Source organism: Corynebacterium aquatimens (genome assembly GCF_030408395.1).
GTDB lineage: Bacteria > Actinomycetota > Actinomycetes > Mycobacteriales > Mycobacteriaceae > Corynebacterium > Corynebacterium aquatimens.
Genome location: NZ_CP046980.1, coordinates 435,355 through 450,807 on the forward strand (window position 1 = coordinate 435,355; position 15,453 = coordinate 450,807).

The 15,453-nt window shown below is 62.2% G+C and carries 18 protein-coding genes and 1 tRNA gene; 11 read left to right on the plus strand and 8 right to left on the minus strand.

What is annotated here, in order from left to right; translation table 11 throughout:
- Positions 1-11 precede the first annotated feature (11 nt).
- Complete coding sequence (locus CAQUA_RS01960) at positions 12-182, plus strand: DUF4236 domain-containing protein (protein WP_196824737.1); 171 nt, start codon at positions 12-14, stop codon at positions 180-182.
- Here CAQUA_RS01960 and CAQUA_RS01965 read toward each other — a convergent pair.
- Positions 161-1,048 carry an HhH-GPD family protein gene (locus CAQUA_RS01965; protein ID WP_196824736.1) on the minus strand — a complete coding sequence of 296 codons (888 nt, stop codon included), beginning with the start codon at positions 1,046-1,048 and terminating at the stop codon, positions 161-163. The two genes, CAQUA_RS01960 and CAQUA_RS01965, sit on opposite strands and share 22 nt — an antisense overlap.
- On the opposite strand from CAQUA_RS01965, the gene CAQUA_RS01970 reads away from it, so the two are divergent.
- Positions 1,047-1,661 carry a carbonic anhydrase gene (locus CAQUA_RS01970; RefSeq protein WP_196824735.1) on the plus strand — a complete coding sequence of 205 codons (615 nt, stop codon included), beginning with the start codon at positions 1,047-1,049 and terminating at the stop codon, positions 1,659-1,661. The genes CAQUA_RS01965 and CAQUA_RS01970 overlap by 2 nt on opposite strands.
- 10 nt (positions 1,662-1,671) lie before the next feature.
- A complete protein-coding gene (locus tag CAQUA_RS01975) occupies positions 1,672-2,361 on the plus strand; it encodes a hypothetical protein (protein ID WP_196824734.1) in 690 nt (229 codons plus the stop codon).
- A gap of 19 nt (positions 2,362-2,380) precedes the next feature.
- Here the strand turns inward: CAQUA_RS01975 and disA are convergent, their stop codons facing one another.
- The 3 genes from disA to CAQUA_RS01990 all read right to left on the minus strand — a co-directional run bounded on the left by disA (position 2,381) and on the right by CAQUA_RS01990 (position 5,581).
- Positions 2,381-3,454 carry a DNA integrity scanning diadenylate cyclase DisA gene (gene disA, locus CAQUA_RS01980; RefSeq protein ID WP_196824733.1) on the minus strand — a complete coding sequence of 358 codons (1,074 nt, stop codon included), beginning with the start codon at positions 3,452-3,454 and terminating at the stop codon, positions 2,381-2,383.
- 22 nt (positions 3,455-3,476) lie between these two features.
- Positions 3,477-4,907, minus strand: a complete 1,431-nt coding sequence (radA, locus tag CAQUA_RS01985; RefSeq protein ID WP_196824732.1) for a DNA repair protein RadA — start codon at positions 4,905-4,907, stop codon at positions 3,477-3,479.
- A gap of 110 nt (positions 4,908-5,017) precedes the next feature.
- Positions 5,018-5,581 carry a hypothetical protein gene (locus tag CAQUA_RS01990; RefSeq protein WP_196824731.1) on the minus strand — a complete coding sequence of 188 codons (564 nt, stop codon included), beginning with the start codon at positions 5,579-5,581 and terminating at the stop codon, positions 5,018-5,020.
- Between the two features lie 273 nt (positions 5,582-5,854).
- On the opposite strand from CAQUA_RS01990, the gene CAQUA_RS01995 reads away from it, so the two are divergent.
- The 6 genes from CAQUA_RS01995 (at position 5,855) to CAQUA_RS02020 (ending at position 11,304) form a co-directional block, all read left to right on the plus strand.
- The gene (locus CAQUA_RS01995) at positions 5,855-6,451 is read left to right on the plus strand and encodes a CarD family transcriptional regulator (RefSeq protein ID WP_196824730.1); all 597 of its coding nucleotides are present in this window, start codon (positions 5,855-5,857) and stop codon (positions 6,449-6,451) included.
- Positions 6,452-6,474: 23 nt separating this feature from the next.
- The gene (gene ispD / locus CAQUA_RS02000) at positions 6,475-7,224 is read left to right on the plus strand and encodes a 2-C-methyl-D-erythritol 4-phosphate cytidylyltransferase (RefSeq protein WP_196824729.1); all 750 of its coding nucleotides are present in this window, start codon (positions 6,475-6,477) and stop codon (positions 7,222-7,224) included.
- 10 nt (positions 7,225-7,234) lie between these two features.
- On the plus strand, positions 7,235-7,717 hold the full coding sequence (ispF, locus tag CAQUA_RS02005; RefSeq protein WP_196824728.1) for a 2-C-methyl-D-erythritol 2,4-cyclodiphosphate synthase: 483 nt from the start codon (positions 7,235-7,237) through the stop codon (positions 7,715-7,717).
- Between the two features lie 67 nt (positions 7,718-7,784).
- Positions 7,785-9,212 carry a cysteine--tRNA ligase gene (gene cysS, locus CAQUA_RS02010; protein ID WP_290178575.1) on the plus strand — a complete coding sequence of 476 codons (1,428 nt, stop codon included), beginning with the start codon at positions 7,785-7,787 and terminating at the stop codon, positions 9,210-9,212.
- Between the two features lie 48 nt (positions 9,213-9,260).
- Positions 9,261-10,205: a 23S rRNA (guanosine(2251)-2'-O)-methyltransferase RlmB gene (gene rlmB, locus CAQUA_RS02015; RefSeq protein ID WP_196824727.1), complete on the plus strand. Its 945-nt coding sequence runs from the start codon at positions 9,261-9,263 to the stop codon at positions 10,203-10,205.
- Complete coding sequence (locus CAQUA_RS02020; RefSeq protein WP_290178577.1) at positions 10,168-11,304, plus strand: LacI family DNA-binding transcriptional regulator; 1,137 nt, start codon at positions 10,168-10,170, stop codon at positions 11,302-11,304. The genes rlmB and CAQUA_RS02020 overlap by 38 nt, the downstream gene beginning before the upstream one ends.
- 22 nt (positions 11,305-11,326) lie before the next feature.
- On the opposite strand, the gene otsB is transcribed toward CAQUA_RS02020, so the two are convergent.
- The 3 genes from otsB to CAQUA_RS02035 are packed head-to-tail and all read right to left on the minus strand — an operon-like array spanning position 11,327 to position 14,102.
- Positions 11,327-12,079 carry a trehalose-phosphatase gene (otsB, locus tag CAQUA_RS02025; RefSeq protein ID WP_196824726.1) on the minus strand — a complete coding sequence of 251 codons (753 nt, stop codon included), beginning with the start codon at positions 12,077-12,079 and terminating at the stop codon, positions 11,327-11,329.
- On the minus strand, positions 12,072-13,382 hold the full coding sequence (locus CAQUA_RS02030) for an alpha,alpha-trehalose-phosphate synthase (UDP-forming) (RefSeq protein ID WP_196824725.1): 1,311 nt from the start codon (positions 13,380-13,382) through the stop codon (positions 12,072-12,074). Before CAQUA_RS02030 ends, otsB begins: the two co-directional genes overlap by 8 nt.
- 45 nt (positions 13,383-13,427) lie before the next feature.
- Positions 13,428-14,102 (minus strand): hypothetical protein, encoded by a 675-nt coding sequence (locus CAQUA_RS02035; protein WP_231375464.1) that lies wholly within the window; start codon positions 14,100-14,102, stop codon positions 13,428-13,430.
- A 129-nt stretch (positions 14,103-14,231) separates the two neighbouring features.
- Between CAQUA_RS02035 and CAQUA_RS02040 the strand changes: the two genes are divergently transcribed.
- Positions 14,232-14,304, plus strand: a tRNA-Thr gene (locus CAQUA_RS02040).
- Positions 14,305-14,317: 13 nt separating this feature from the next.
- Here the strand turns inward: CAQUA_RS02040 and CAQUA_RS02045 are convergent.
- Positions 14,318-14,497 carry a hypothetical protein gene (locus CAQUA_RS02045; RefSeq protein WP_196824724.1) on the minus strand — a complete coding sequence of 60 codons (180 nt, stop codon included), beginning with the start codon at positions 14,495-14,497 and terminating at the stop codon, positions 14,318-14,320.
- Positions 14,498-14,722: 225 nt separating this feature from the next.
- On the opposite strand from CAQUA_RS02045, the gene CAQUA_RS02050 reads away from it, so the two are divergent.
- A complete protein-coding gene (locus tag CAQUA_RS02050) occupies positions 14,723-15,436 on the plus strand; it encodes a response regulator transcription factor (RefSeq protein WP_196824723.1) in 714 nt (237 codons plus the stop codon).
- Positions 15,437-15,453: the final 17 nt, after the last annotated feature.

The following is a 15,453-nucleotide window of genomic DNA, read 5'->3' on the forward strand; positions in this document are numbered from 1 at the left end:
AGGGTGGTCATATGGGTGTTTACTACAGGCAGAAGAAAAAGATTGGGAAGAATTCGTGGCTGAACTTCTCCAAGTCGGGTGCCTCGGCCTCGACGAAGGTCGGTCCGGTCACCGTCAACTCCCGCGGCGGCGTGTGGGTGAACCTTCCCGGCGGGATGACCTACCGCGGTAAGTGGAAGTAACCCCGTTCATCCTGGACCGCGAGACCGTCGTCTAGCAGGGTGTAAAGCGCGCGCGTGAGCTGCACGTTATCGGGCCACAGAACGTCGATGGTGCTCTGCGGAATCGGCCCGGACGCCTCGCGCAGGCTCTTCATGATCAGCCCGCGTACTTGACGGTCGGTGCCCACAAACTTCTGGACCTTCTTTTTCACCATCTCTTCGGCGCTAGGTTCGGGGCGCCCTCGAGCGACCCATTCGCACGACTGCAGCAGCGGGCATGTGTCACACGCTGGGTTTACGGCAGTGCACACCAGCGCGCCGAGTTCCATCAGGCCGGCGGAGAACTCTGGGCCGCCTTCGTCCGGCAGCAGTGCCGCGATTTCGGCGAATTCGGCTTTTCGCGGCTGCGCTATCGGCCGGCCTTTCACCGCACGCGTGTAGACCCTTCGAACATTCACATCAACCACCGGCACGTTGATTCCGTAGGCAAAACACGCCACGGCCCGGGCGGTATAGTCCCCAATCCCTGGCAGACGCAGCAGGGAATCGACGTCGGAGGGGACGGTGCCGCTGTGGTCGTCGACAAGCGATTGCGCGCACTCCTTGAGGCGCAGGGCGCGGCGCGGGTAGCCGAGGGTGCCCCACGCGCGCAGGACTTCATCAGTGGGTGCCGCCGCGAGCGCGCGCGGCGTTGGCCAGCGATCAATCCACTCTTCCCAGATCGGCGCAACGCGTGCGACGGGCGTTTGATGGCTCATGATCTCTGAAAGCAGCACACCCCACGGGGTGGTACCCGCCCGCCGCCACGGCAAGTCGCGGGCATGAATGCGAAACCATTGAGTAATTCCGGCAGGTTCAATCACAATACGTGCAACAATAGTGACCATGCCGTACCGCACAGTCCCCAGGCAGGCGTGGGACCACCTCATAGCGGGCAATGAACGCTTCGCTACAGACTCCCCCCAGCGCCCAAACGCCAGCCATGATCGCAGGGAAGAGCTCCGCAAGGGGCAGGCACCGTTTGCCGCTGTTTTGGCGTGCTCAGACTCGCGTGTGCCCGTCGAATTGCTTTTCGACGCTGGGTTGGGCGACCTCTTCGTCGTTCGCACCGCGGGGGGAACGGTGGATGCGGCGGTGTCCGGTTCGCTGCAGTTCGCGGTGAAGTCGCTGGGTGTCTCCCTCATCGTCGTGCTCAGCCACGAAAGCTGCGGCGCGGTTGCCGCCGCGATGAACTCCTTCCAGAAAGGAAACATCCCGAAGGATCTGCAGAGGGTCTTCGTGGAAAAGATCGCCCCGTCCGTCATTCAAGCGAAGTCTGAGGGGCACTTGGACCCCGCCGGGGTGGAGGCCACGCACGCGAAGGTGACCGCGGAACACATCATCGCTCGCATCCCGGAACTCGCCGAGGGCCTTGTCAGCGGGGATGTCGGGGTGGTGGCTGCGAGATACCGTCTTGAGGACGGCCGTGTCACCAGCGTTGAAGAGCACTTCGGGATCTAAAATATAGCGCGTGAAGGACAATCCGCGACCCCTGCCCGAAAAGATCTACATGCGCCGCCGCGTGGCCGCCGTGGTGATCATCCTCGCAACGGTCGCGCTCATCGTCTGGGCGCTCACTGCCGTGGCTAAGTCTGGATCCTCGGACAACGAAGAGGAGACCACGGCCAATTCCACGCTGGTGACAACGCCGACGGAGCCGCTGCCGTCAGCGAAGCCGTCGACAAGCGAAAGCCCGACGCCCACGATTGAGCCGAAGCCATCGGAGAGCAAGACTAACGACGATGAGGCGCTGGCCGCGCAAACCACCTGCGAGGTCAAGGACCTGCGGGTGACGGTGGAAGCCGATCGCCCGAACTACGGCGAGGGTGAGGAACCGCAGCTCACCGGCGTCATCCATAACCCGACTGGGGCTGACTGCGTGATCGACGCTGACGCCGCGCCGCTCCGCTTTGAAGTCACGCGCATGGAGCGCAATGGCTTCCAACGCGTGTGGGGTGACACCGACTGCTACCCGCCGGACGTGACCGGCCGCCAAGTGTTCAAAGCCGGCGAAACGCGCAGGTTCAGCACAAGCTGGTCGCGCATGGATTCGCGGCCCGGTGAATGTTCCACCCGCCAGCCGGTGGCACCGGGTGCATACATCGCTTACGCATCGGTTGGCGACAACGCCTCCGAGGGCGTGACCTTCAACCTGAACTAGCGGGCTCGAGCCGGGGCGGCTAGTTCAGGCGGCGCAAGCCCTCATAAATGTGGCGCCCCCACAGGGGCGAGACATTTTCTGCCTGCGCGAAATCTTCCGTGCTGGCGGACAAGATGGTGTTTAGGTCGCCGAAAGCCGCGACGATGTGGTCGATCAGGAATTTCTGCACGCGGGGCACGCGGTTAAGCGCGCGGTAGCCGCGCGGCGTGACTGCTTGCATAAGGTTTTCCTCCGTGGCTGGCAGCCCCAGAGGGCGGGCGAGCGCCGCGGTGTTCAGCAGCTCTGAATCCGGCAGGGTCATCAGTGCCGCGATCGCGGCGTCTACGTGTTCCTTCTCCGGCACCCCGTCGGCCACGAGGTAGTCGCAGACCAGCATCTCAATGTCCTCATCGATGGTGCCGCGGAGCTCAGTGAGCTGGATGCGCAGCTGGCGGGCTTCGGTGCCCAGCTCAATGATTTGGTCATCCATGTCGCGGGCTGCGCGCTGCAGCATTAGCTCGCGCTGCAGAACGTGCAGCACGTCTTCCACCGCGGCGTAAGAGTTCATTTCAGCGACGAACAGGCGCTGGTTGGCTTTGTCTAGGCGGGAGCGGTACTGCTCAATCGTCGCCAACGCCTGGCGCGCACGGGTCATCAGCATCCCGGGTTCCTCGATGACGTGGCGCACCCCGCCCGCGAACACCGTCACGATGTTCATCGACGCCGACACCGACACCACGGGCACGCCGGTTTGCAGCGCCGTGCGTTCGGCGGCGCGGTGGCGCGTACCGGTTTCGGAGGTGGGGAAGGTAGGGGAGGGCACGAGTTGGACGTTGGCGCGGTGGATGCGCGACCCATCGTCGGAAAGCACGACTGCTCCGTCCATCTTGGACAGCTCACGCAGCAGCGTCGCGCCGAACGGCACGTCAAACTCAATGCCGCCGTCGCAGATCTCCGTGACCTCTGGGCCGGAACCCAGCACGATCAGGCCGCCGGTGTGGCCGCGCTTGATGCGTTCGAGCCCATCACGCAGGGCGGTACCTGGCGCGAGCCGAACCAACGTTTCGCGCAGAACTGCAGTATTGCGGACGGAATGCGGTTGTCCCTCAGTCATAATGCTTCACAGTGTATGCGTGCTAGCGCCCTTGGGTCTGCTTGCTCCCAAGCGTGGCGGCGGCCTCAATCGCCGCGGACAGCGTGGCGGCCTCCACAACCTTCATGCCCTCGATGGTGATGGCATCGGCGGAACTCCGCGAGGCGGGCACAATCGCTTTGTCATAGCCCAGGCGTTTGGCTTCTGCGAGTCGACGCTTAACGTTGGGCACTTGCCGAAGCTCCCCGGCCAACCCAACCTCGCCCACAACCACCGTCTTTTCCGGTAGCGGCTGCTCGTGCAAGCTCGACCAGGTAGCTAACGCCACGGCCAGATCGGTCGCGGTTTCTGTGATTTTCACCCCTCCGACGGTGGCCACGTAGGCGTCTTTGTCATTGGTGCGTTGTCCGCAGCGCGCTTGCAGCACCGCCAAAACCATGGGTACCCGGTTGAAGTCCAACCCCGTCACGACCCTGCGCGGCGACTTGTTTACCGGCTCCACAGTAAGGGCCTGGACCTCCGCGAGCATCGGCCGCACCCCGTCCATGGCCACCGTCACCGCGGAGCCGTCCGGCGTGGAACCGCGGTGGGAGAGAAACAGCCCCGACGGGTCAGGCACCTCCCGGATCCCGTCCGCGGTTTGCTCAAAACACCCCACCTCATCAGTTGCCCCGAACCGGTTCTTGATTCCACGCAGCATCCGCAGGCTGGATTGCCTGTCGCCTTCGAAGTTCAGCACAACGTCGACCAGGTGCTCCAGCACCCGCGGTCCGGCCACGTTTCCATCCTTGGTCACGTGGCCTACCAGCATCACGGGAAGGTTGGTGCTCTTCGCCAGTGACGTCAGCGCCGCGGTGACCGCTCGTGATTGCGCCACACCGCCCGCGACCCCTTCGACCCCGGGGGCGTGCATCGTCTGCACAGAATCCACGATCAGAAGGGACGGTTTTGATGCCGCCACGTGGCCGAAGACCACATCCAAATTCGATTCGGCTGCCAGCAGGAGCTTCGGGTGCAGGCCACCCGTGCGCTCCGCGCGTCCGCGTACTTGGGCGGCGGATTCCTCCGCGGTGACGTAGAGCACCGTCCTGTCGCCCGTTGCTGCCCACCTGCTGGCCACTTCTAGGAGCAGCGTCGACTTGCCCACGCCGGGTTCTCCTGCCAGCAGCACCACGGACCCCGGGACGACCCCAGATCCCAGCACGCGATCTAATTCCCCGATGCCAGACGGCTCCCGCACGGCTACTGCCGCATCCACGCGCGTGATGGGCTGCGCGGGGGAAGAGGGAGTCAGCGCGGTTACCTCACCGCGGCCCAAAGAAGAGCCCCCGCTTGACGACGATCCCCCTGCCGGCCCAACAGCCACCGACTCATGCAGCGTTCCCCATGAACCGCATTCCGGGCACCGCCCCAGCCATTTGGGCGAGGAGTAATTGCATTCGGTGCAGGTGTGAATCGTCTTCTGCTTTGCCATGCCTGTCACCCTAAAGCGCGCGGGCAACACGCAGCAACGAAAAAAGGCGCCCAATAGCACATGCTATCGAACGCCTTGTGGATTCTGGCCGCGTGGCCGATATTTACGGTTTAGTGGTTCTGGCCCGCGTGAGCCGACTCGTCGCGGGTGGAGTGCCCGGACGCCAGGATCGGGGCGGAGACCGTTGCCGGGAGCTCAATCGTGCCGGTGTCGAAGGTGAAGGCGATGTTGACGTTGCCGCCGTAGGCGAAGTTCTGGTTCGGGATCGAGGTCTCAACGTACTGGATGCAGTCGTCTTCAGCGTGCGGCATGGCCTCCAGGCCCGCAGCGGAATCGCCAACCAGGGTGCAGTTGTACTTGATTGGCTCGGCGGACTCTACCGTTGCGTTCTGGCCGTTGACAGTGATGGAGGACAGCGTGTGCTCCTTCATGGAGTAGTCCTGGTTGCTGGCAACGAACTTCACGGCTGCCTGGCCGTTCTCATCCAAGATCAGGGTGACGTCCTGGACGGTCACCGCATTGTTCTCGCTCTCACCACTGGCCCCGTCAACTGCCGCGACCTGCGAGGAAGTCTGGGTGATCTGGCCAGCCGAGCATGCGGCCAGCGCCAGAGCCGACGCAGCTGCTACGGAAACAATGGCACCGCGGCGGGCAAGGGATGTGTACGACTTCACGTGAGGTCCTCCAACTAACAGACAGCCTTTAGTTTTCAAGCTAGTTTTTCTAAAGCCTAGTAACTAGGCCTAGTAATAGAGCCTAGTATTGCGCCCCTGAAGATTCCCAGTTTCGGGCGCTTTGGTCGCGTCGGGCAGTGGGTTGATGGGGGTCAACCGGGGGTATCCATCTCCCGTTCGGGAGCTCGTTCACGGCGGGTGTTAGAATTGGCTGTCTACGCGTTAACTGCCGCGCCGTGAAATGCGCCTTCAACAGCTATGAGGAGAAGCTTGATGGATTTCAAAGTCGGAGAAGTGGTTGTCTACCCGCACCATGGTGCAGCCCGTATCGCCGACATTGAGCAGCGCGAGCTCAAGGGTGAAAAGCTCGATTACCTCGTCTTAGAGATTATCCAGACTGACCTGACGGTGCGCGTGCCCGCCAAGAACGCTGAGCTCGTTGGCGTGCGTGATGTGGTTAGCGAAGATGGCCTGTTGAAGGTGTTCTCCGTATTGCGTGAAACCGATGTGGAGGAAGCGGGAAACTGGTCCCGCCGTTACAAGGCTAACCAGGAGCGCCTTGCCTCTGGTGACATCAACAAGGTTGCGGAGGTTGTCCGTGACCTGTGGCGCCGTGACCAAGGCCGTGGTCTTTCCGCCGGCGAAAAGCGCATGCTGGGCAAGGCCCGCGGCATCCTCGTCGGTGAGCTGGCGCTTGCAAAGCCGGTGGATGAGGACAAGGCGGAGGCCTACGAGAAGAAGCTGGCAGAAATCATTGCCCGCCACGTTGAGCAGGGCCTCGTCGCTAAGCCGCGCGAAGATGCTGCGGAAGAAGACGACGTTGATTTGGACGACCTGAGCTTCGACGACGACCTCGGCGAAGACGAATAATTAGCCGCGGTAGACAGTAGACAATGGCTCGCCGCGTCACTGCCCTCATTGCCGCAGCTGGGCGCGGTTCCAGGCTGGGTGCGCCCACTCCGAAGGCGTACGTTGAGCTGCGCGGCCGTACTCTTTTAGAGCGCTCCGTGACCGCGATGGAGACCTCTGAGGTCGTGGATTCGATCAAGGTCATCGTGAGCCCCGACATGGAACCGGTTGCCCGCAAGGCGCTCAGCGGTCACCCCTACGTCGAATTTGTCCACGGCGCTGCGGAACGCGCGGATTCTGTGTGGGAGGGGCTGAAATCCATTGACGCGGCTGACGGCGTTGTGCTCGTCCATGACGCGGCGCGTGCGTTGACTCCGCCTGGCATGATTGCGCGCGTCACTGCGGAAGTTTTAAGCGGGGCACCCGCCGTCATTCCAGTGCTGCCCGTTGCGGACACGATCAAAGCAGTGCAGCTTATCGACGACCCGGGAGCTCCCACGCCGGTCACCACCGTGGTGGGTACCCCGGACCGCGCGGGGTTGCGTATCGTCCAAACCCCGCAGGGCTTCGATCTGAATCTGCTGCGGCAGGCAAACGAGGCCTACTTTGCCCTGGACAACCCAGACTTCGTGGCCACCGATGACGCGAGTTTGATGGAGTGGTTCGGTGTGCCCGTGACGTGTGTCCAGGGTGACCCGATGGCCTTTAAGATCACCACTCCGATCGACTTGACCCTGGCTACAACGATCACGGATGAAGCTGAGCCCACCATCTTCGATGTCCCGGGTAGCTAACCTAGACCCCATGACTTCTCCCGGGAACTTCCGCGTTGGTACGGCGTTCGATGCTCACCAGATTCAGGAGGGCAAACCGTGCTACATCGCGGGCCTTTACTTCAGCGATGCCGATGGGTGCGAAGGCCACTCTGACGGTGACGTCGTCTCTCACGCGATAGTGGACGCGGTTCTGTCCGCCGCCGGGTTGGGTGACTTGGGCAGTTTCGTTGGGGTCGGCCGCCCGGAATATGCCGGTGTGACCGGTGCCGAGCTTCTCGCGGAGCTAAGACAACTCCTTGCAACTCACTCCATCACCGTGGTTAATGTGTCTGCGCAGCTGATTGCTCAAACACCAAAGATGGGCCCCGTTCGTGCACAAGCGCAGGAGGTTCTATCTTCTGCTCTAGGCGCCCCAGTCACGGTCTCGGCGACAACCACAGACCACATGGGTTTCACCGGTTCCGGTCAAGGCCGCGCCGCCATCGCCACGGCGCTCATTCAGCTTCCGTAGCTCGCAGGAGAAGTCGGGGTAACTTCCTTTTCCGATCCTGTCGACAGGCTGCACTAGAGTGGTCCGCGTGAGTACAGCCAGTGAGATCCGCATTTTTGACACGGCGACGCGGTCGGCGCGCCCGTTTGTTCCCCTCCGCGAGGGCCACGTCTCCATGTACGTGTGCGGTGCGACCCCGCAGTCGGCCCCGCACATTGGCCATCTACGTTCGGCCGTGGCCTTTGACATTGTGCGCCGCTGGTTTATGGCAAAGGGGTATGACGTCGCCTTCGTGCGCAACGTCACCGATATTGATGACAAGATTTTGAACAAGGCTGCTGAAAACAACCGTCCGTGGTGGGAGTGGGTGTCTACCTACGAGCGGGAATTCACGCGGGCATACACCCTGCTTGGTGTTTTGCCGCCGAGCGTTGAGCCACGAGCAACGGGTTTTGTTACCCAGATGGTGGACTACATGCAAAGGCTCATTGACCGCGGGTTCGCCTACGAGGCAGACGGGTCCGTGTACTTTGACGTCGCAGCGTGGGTGAATGCACCGGGTAGTGATTACGGGGCTGTCTCTGGAAACAAGGTCGAAGAGATGGAGCAGGGCGAGTCTGACAGCGTCGGCGCTGGCGCGAAGCGCAGCAAGCAAGACTTCGCGCTGTGGAAAGCTGCAAAACCCGGCGAACCGAGCTGGCCGACGCCGTGGGGTCCGGGCCGTCCTGGCTGGCACCTGGAATGCTCCGCGATGTCCACGTGGTACTTGGGCAGCGAGTTCGATATTCACGGCGGCGGATTGGACCTGCAGTTCCCGCACCATGAAAATGAGGCTGCGCAGTCTCACGCGGCGGGGGATGGCTTTGCCCAGTTCTGGATGCACAACCACTGGGTGACCATGGCGGGGGAGAAGATGTCCAAGTCTTTGGGCAACGTCATGTCGTTGGACCAGATGCTGGAGACAGTGCGTCCGGTGGAGCTGCGTTACTACCTTGGTTCTGCCCACTACCGCAGCGTGCTTGAGTACTCCCCGGAGGCGCTCACCGAAGCGGCGGCGGGGTACCGCCGCATCGAGGATTTCATCGCCCGCGCCGGTACGCCTGAGCCCACGACGTGGACGGAGGGCTTTGAGCACGCGCTTAACGACGATTTTTCGGTGCCGAAGGCTCTCGCTGAAATCCACACGGCGATACGGGCAGGCAATAGTGCTTTGGCCGCTGGGAACCTTGACAAGGCTGGGGAGATCGCTGGTCAAGTCCGTGCAATGGCGGCAGTCCTCGGGATTGATCCCGGGGAGTGGCTCACGCGCGCAGGCGGTGGTGCCGGTGCGGGCGAGGCAGAAAGCGCCCACGCAGCCCTCGAGGTGCTGGTTGCCGCCGAACTTGAGCGTCGCACCCACGCCCGCGCGGAAAAAGACTGGGCTAGAGCCGATGAGGTCCGTGACCGTCTCGCGGCTGCAGGTATCGAAGTGACTGACACGGCTGATGGGCCGACGTGGGAACTCGTTGAGCGCTAGCTCTCCCGTGCCAGCGCCTAAAAACGATCAACGAAGAAGAGGTAACTCATGGCAAAGCCGTACCGCCGTCCGGATGTGCAGAAGACGAGCAAAAAGGGAGCCACCAAGGGGTCTGGCGGAGCGAACCGCAAGGGGTTGAAGGGCAAAGGCCCGACTCCAAAGGCGGAGGACCGCGTCTACCACGCCGCTCATAAGCGCAAGCTGGATCAAGCGCGCCGGGATTCCGGTAGGCACGAGCGTGAGGAGGCCGATCTGGTGGTTGGCCGCAACCCCGTCATTGAGTGTCTGCGGGCGAAGGTTCCGGCGGAATCCTTAATCGTTGCGTACGGCACTGCTCACGATGATCGTCTGAGTGAGGCCGTCGCGCTGGCGACGTCGCGCCAGATCCCGGTGCGCGAAGTGCAGCGCCGTGAGCTGGACGCCATGACGGGAAACACGCTGCACCAGGGAATTGGTTTGAAGATCCAGCCGTACAAGTACGCCGATGTCTTCGACCTCATTTCGGGCGTGAGCGACCGGAAAGAAACCGGCATGTTCGTCGTGCTGGACAACATCACCGACCCGCGAAACTTAGGCGCAGTTATTCGATCCACGGCGGCTTTTGGTGGCCATGGCGTGATTATTCCGGAGCGTCGTTCGGCCCAGGTAACCGGCGTGGCGTGGCGCACCTCAGCGGGTACCGCTGCCCGGCTGCCGGTGGCACGCGCGACCAACATCACGCGCACGCTGAAGGAGTTCAAAGACAACGGCTACCAGGTCGTCGGATTGGATGCCGGCGGGGAGCACACCCTGGACACCTATGACGGGGCGACGGACCCCGTGGTCATCGTCGTTGGCTCAGAAGGCAAGGGGATTTCGCGCCTGGTGCGGGAGAACTGCGATGTGATCATGTCCGTCCCCATGGAGGATTGGGTGGAGTCCCTCAATGCTTCCGTGGCTGCGGGTGTGGTTTTGAGTGAATTCGCTCGTCAGCGTCGCGTCGCGCGAGCGTAAATACGTGGCTACGAAGGGGACGCTGGCGTCGATCGCCGCGGAGCTAGGCGTATCGCGCACGACGGTGTCCAATGCCTACAACCACCCTGATCAGCTCTCGCCGGCGTTGCGTGAGAAGATTCTGGCGACGGCGAAGGCCCGGGGGTACACCGGGCCTGATCCGATGGCGCGTTCTTTGCGGACGCGTCGAGTCGGCGCGTACGGGGTCATGCTCACGGAGCAGATGTCGTACGCATTCGAAGACCATGCGTCTATTGACTTCCTAGCAGGGCTGGCGGAGAGTTCCTACGGGACGCACAACTGCCTCACGCTGATTCCGCTCGGTTCGGGGGCCGCCGCTGGTGCTGATCCCAGTCCGATGGTCGCCAGCGCCGTCGTTGATGGTTTTGTGGTGTATTCCGTCGGGCAGTCGGAGCCACACCTCGATGCCGCGCGTGCCCGCAACATCCCCACGGTGATTTGCGACCAGCCGAAAGACTTAGACCTCCCGTTCGTCGGGATCGATGATCGTGCGGCAATCGCACCCGCCGCACGCATGCTTATCGACGAAGGGCATTCACGCATCGGCATCCTCACCAAGCGCCTGTTCCGCCGGCGCACCAACGGGCCGGTCAGCCTCCCGGAGCTGAAAGCGGCTGACATGCACGTCCAGCGCGATCGCGTCCTCGGTGCCCTCGATGTGTTTGGTGAAGCCGGGCTGAACGTGGATGACATCCCCGTGGTCACCCGCCACCACAATGATTACGCCACGGCGTTAGACGGGGCCCGCGAGCTGCTCTCAGCTCATCCAGACCTCACAGCGGTTCTGTGCACCACCGATTCCATGGCGTTTGGAGTGCTGGATTATTGCGCGGCGCAGGGCATTGATGTTCCTGGGGAGATCTCGGTCACCGGTTTTGACGGTGTCGAAATGGCCATGGCGCGCGGGCTCACCACGGTGATTCAGCCGAATAAGAAGAAAGGCGCGACCGTCGGCAAGCTGTTGCACAGCCTGATCGATTCCCATCTCAGCGAGCCCGGTAACGCTACCGCCGCCGAGCGAATCATCCTGCCAACGCGCTTTTCGCGCGGCCGGACCGTGGGGCCCGCTGCACGATAACCGCCCCGGTGGCTTGTTCGCTTCAGCGACCTCGGGTGGCGGCCAACGCGCTAAAAAACGCCGCGACTGCATCCACGTCAGGTAACCGCATTCCTGCGGCCGTCTCGCCGACCCCCACCTTAATGCCAACGTCGTGAGGGCCAAGGACGGCGAAAGCGGTTTCATCGGTCACGTCGTCGCCAACAAACACGGCTGAATCGTAGGCCCGTTTAGCCTCAGCGAGCCAGCTGCCCTTCGTCGCCTTCGCCACGGAAAACTCCATGATGTTGTGGCCTGGGGTCACGCTGACCCCTTCGGGGAGGGCGCGGGAGAGCCCGTAGGCTTCGTCGATAAGCATCTGCGCGCGCGTAGGATCCACCTCGGCGAGCGCCGCAACGTGGAGGACGCGGGAGAAGGGCTTGGCCTCGACGAAAGCCGGTTCGTTTCCGCTGGTGATCGCCTCGAGTCGCCGTTCGATGTCAGCGAGCTGTGCCTTAAGTTCCGGCGACAAGGCGGCCACGTGCCCGCTGGATTCCGCACCGTGGGACCCCACGAACACCACGGGCGGCTCCAACGGGCAGACCTGCCGCAGGCCCTCCACATGCCGCCCCGACAGGACCGTGACCGTCGTGTCCGCCATGCCTGCCAGCGCACTCAAAGCGGCCAGCGCGCGGGGGTCGGGTGTGACCGCGTACGCGTCTGGGCCGAGCTCGCAGATCGTGCCGTCAAAATCCGTGCACACCAAAAGCCGCGGCGCTGTTGCGAGACGCCCCACCGCCTCATCGATCTCAAGCATCCGCCAAACCCTCGAGGAAGCTACCGGCCCACCGCGCCACATCGTGCTGATTAACGTGGGTGTTCATCGCGGTCATGGCGTCGCGCGCGGCATCTGTTCCTTGCTCTTCGACCGCGCGCGTGATCGCAGCCTTGATTGACTCAATGTCAAAGGGGTTACACAAATGCGCACGGTGCAACTCAACCGCCGCACCCGCGAACTCCGACAGCACCAGCGCGCCGCTGCCGTCTGGGTGGCACGCGACGTACTCCTTGGCCACCAGGTTCATCCCGTCTTTGAACGGAGTGACCAGCATGACATCCGCCGTCGAGTAGTAGGCCCGCAGCTCATCGCGCGCGATCTGGTGGTGGTGATAGTGCACCACCGGACGCCCGATTGACCCGTGCCTACCGTTGATGCGCCCCACGGCCTCTTCCACCGCTGAGCGCGTCGTGCGGTAACTACCGATGCGCTCCCGCGACGGCGTGGCCACCTGGATCATCGCAACATTCTCGATCGCCCCGGCCTCCAGCAGCTCTTCCAGCGCATTCAGCCGCTGCAAGATCCCCTTCGTGTAATCAAGGCGGTCCACACCCAGCATGATCGTCTTCGCGTTCCCCACCGCGTCGCGCACGCGCGCGATGTCCTCCGCGCTGGCCCGCGGGTAGGCAGAGGTGTCAATGGAAATCGGGAAAGTCCCAGTGCGCATTCCATCGCATGCACCGCTTAACGACGAGAAATTCTCCTCATCCCGTGTCCTCTGGAAACCGATTAAGTCCGCCCCCTGCAATCCACGCAAGATTTCATCACGCCACGGGAGCTGACGGAACAAATCAGTGGCGGGGAAGGGGATATGCAAAAAGAACCCGATCCTCAAGTCAGGCCGCATCTCTTTGAGCAAGCCCGGAACAAGCTGCAACTGGTAATCCTGCACCCATACCGTGGCCCCCGGTGCAGCCACATCCGCAGTGGCACGGGCGAACTTGTGATTCACCTCGCGGTAGCACTCCCACCAGGAGGCGTCATAGATCGGCGTGACAATCAGGTCGTGGTAGAGCGGCCACAGGGTGGAATTGGAAAAGCCCTCATAAAACGCCTCATAGTCGTGCTCATCTAGAACGACTGGGTGCAACGCCAAACCGTCATTTTCAAACGGCGGGAAGTCCGCCCCGGGTTCTCCCGGCCAGCCGACCCAGCACCCCGTGTGCTTCTGCAAAACCGGCGCCAACGCGGTGACCAACCCGCCAGGGGACGCCACCCAGCGCCCCTCCACTCTGTCTACCGGCAACCGGTTGGCCACCACCACGAAGTCATACGCGGTCATACGCTGTTTCTCCGCCACTGTTGTTGGTGCTGGCCACGACAGCCCCTAGCTTTCGTCAGCCTCAGCAGCGGACTTGGCCGCCGTCTTCCGGGCCGTCGTGGTTTTCTTTGCCGGAGTCTTCTTCGCAGCCGTCGTGGTTTTCTTCGCCGGAGTCTTCTTCGCAGCCGTGGTCTTCTTCGCTGCGGTGCCGGTGGTCTTCTTCTTCGCGGCCGTGGTCTTAGCCGCGGTGCCAGTAGTCTTCTTCGCCGCGGTGGTCTTCTTTGCCGCGGTGGTCTTAGCGGTGCCTGACTTCGCCGCGGTCGACTTTGCAGCCGTCGTCTTCTTTGCGGTGCTGGATTTAGCTGTGCTCGTCTTGGCGGTGCTGGTCTTAGCGGTGCTCGATTTCGCTGCCGGCTTCTTCGCTGTTGTCTTGCGCGTGGTTGTGGTCTTCCGCGTGGTGGTCTTGCGGGCGGGAGTCTTCTTGGCGGGCTTTTCTTCGGCGGCTCCGCCCAGGTCATCCACGATTGTGCCCGCCTCATAATCCTCAGCGAACTGCTTGTACACGAGCCCTTCCGGTTCGATGCCCAGCATGCACATCAACGTCACGCCATCGCCGAGATCTTCAGAGTAGGTCGCCACGACTGTGCGGGCGCCGGCGGCGGTTTGCTCCTCTACCGTCTCCTCAGCATCGGGTGCGGGTCGGGCGTCAGTGATCTTGGGTGGCACAAAATCCTCCTGCATGCTCTACATGGGTAACGTGCTCATTCTACGCCAGTAGTGGGCGCTCCGATTACGTCGGTGCCTGCCTGGGTGTGTATGATCTTCACACGGTTAAAAGTTTCCGGCTATGCGCTGGGCTTTGTAGCCAATGCTGGAGTGGCGCAATCGGTAGCGCAACGGTCTTGTAAACCGTAGGTTGCGAGTTCAAGTCTCGTCTCCAGCTCAAAACCCCAGCTCTACTTTTGGTTCCGGTTTTTGATGATCCCGCGGCCGATCATGAACGCGCCGGCGATGAAACAGACGCCGGCGGTGACGTAGGAAAATGCGTTACCGTAGAGCGCCATCGCGGCCAGGCCGGAGAAGATCACGATGGCGCCCAGAGCCATGTCTTGGTTGCCGCTAGTGTTTGTTTTCATACCGACAGTGTGCCAAAGCTCGGCCATGCTGGCAGGTCTGCAGTAGCAAAGTGATTCACACCTTGGCTAGGGGTGGCTAGGGGTGCCCCGAGAACTCCTCAGCAATCCAATCAACCCATGCAGAAAACGTACAGGAAACGTTCAGAGTGGTGGGGTTTACTAGTCAAAGATTTTTCACTCCGGCGGTTGTCTAAGCAACCGCGATCACGACCTGAATGGATTGATATGCCTGACACACCTACCCCACAGAACGTGAAAGTTCTGGTTGTTGATGATGAGCCGAACATCGTTGAACTTCTCACCGTGTCCCTGAAATTCCAGGGCTTTGAGGTTGAGGCTGTGGGTTCCGGCCAGGAAGCGCTTGAGGTAGCGCGAAAGTTCGCACCGGATGCGTACATTCTGGACGTGATGATGCCCGGGATGGACGGCTTTGAGCTACTGGGCAAGCTGCGTGCTGAGGGGTTGGATGCGCCGGTGCTGTTCCTGACCGCGAAGGACGCGGTGGAGGACCGTATTCACGGCCTGACCATTGGTGCGGATGATTACGTGACCAAGCCGTTCTCCCTCGAAGAGGTCATCACTCGCCTGCGCGTTATTCTTCGCCGCGGCAACGTCACGGAGGACGGGGGTCAAGATTCCACGATCCGTTACGCAGACCTCACGCTTAACGACGACACGCATGAGGTGACCAAGGCCGGTGAGATCATCGAGCTCTCGCCCACGGAGTTCAACCTGCTGCGCTACCTGATGCTCAACGCAGAGGTGGTTCTGTCGAAGGCGAAGATCCTAGACAACGTATGGCACTACGACTTCGGTGGTGACGGCAACGTCGTGGAGTCCTACATCTCCTACCTTCGACGCAAGGTTGACACCGGCGATGTACCGCTCATCCACACGGTCCGCGGCGTCGGCTACGTGCTGCGCACCCCGCGCCAGTAAGCCTCAGGCGGGGTGGG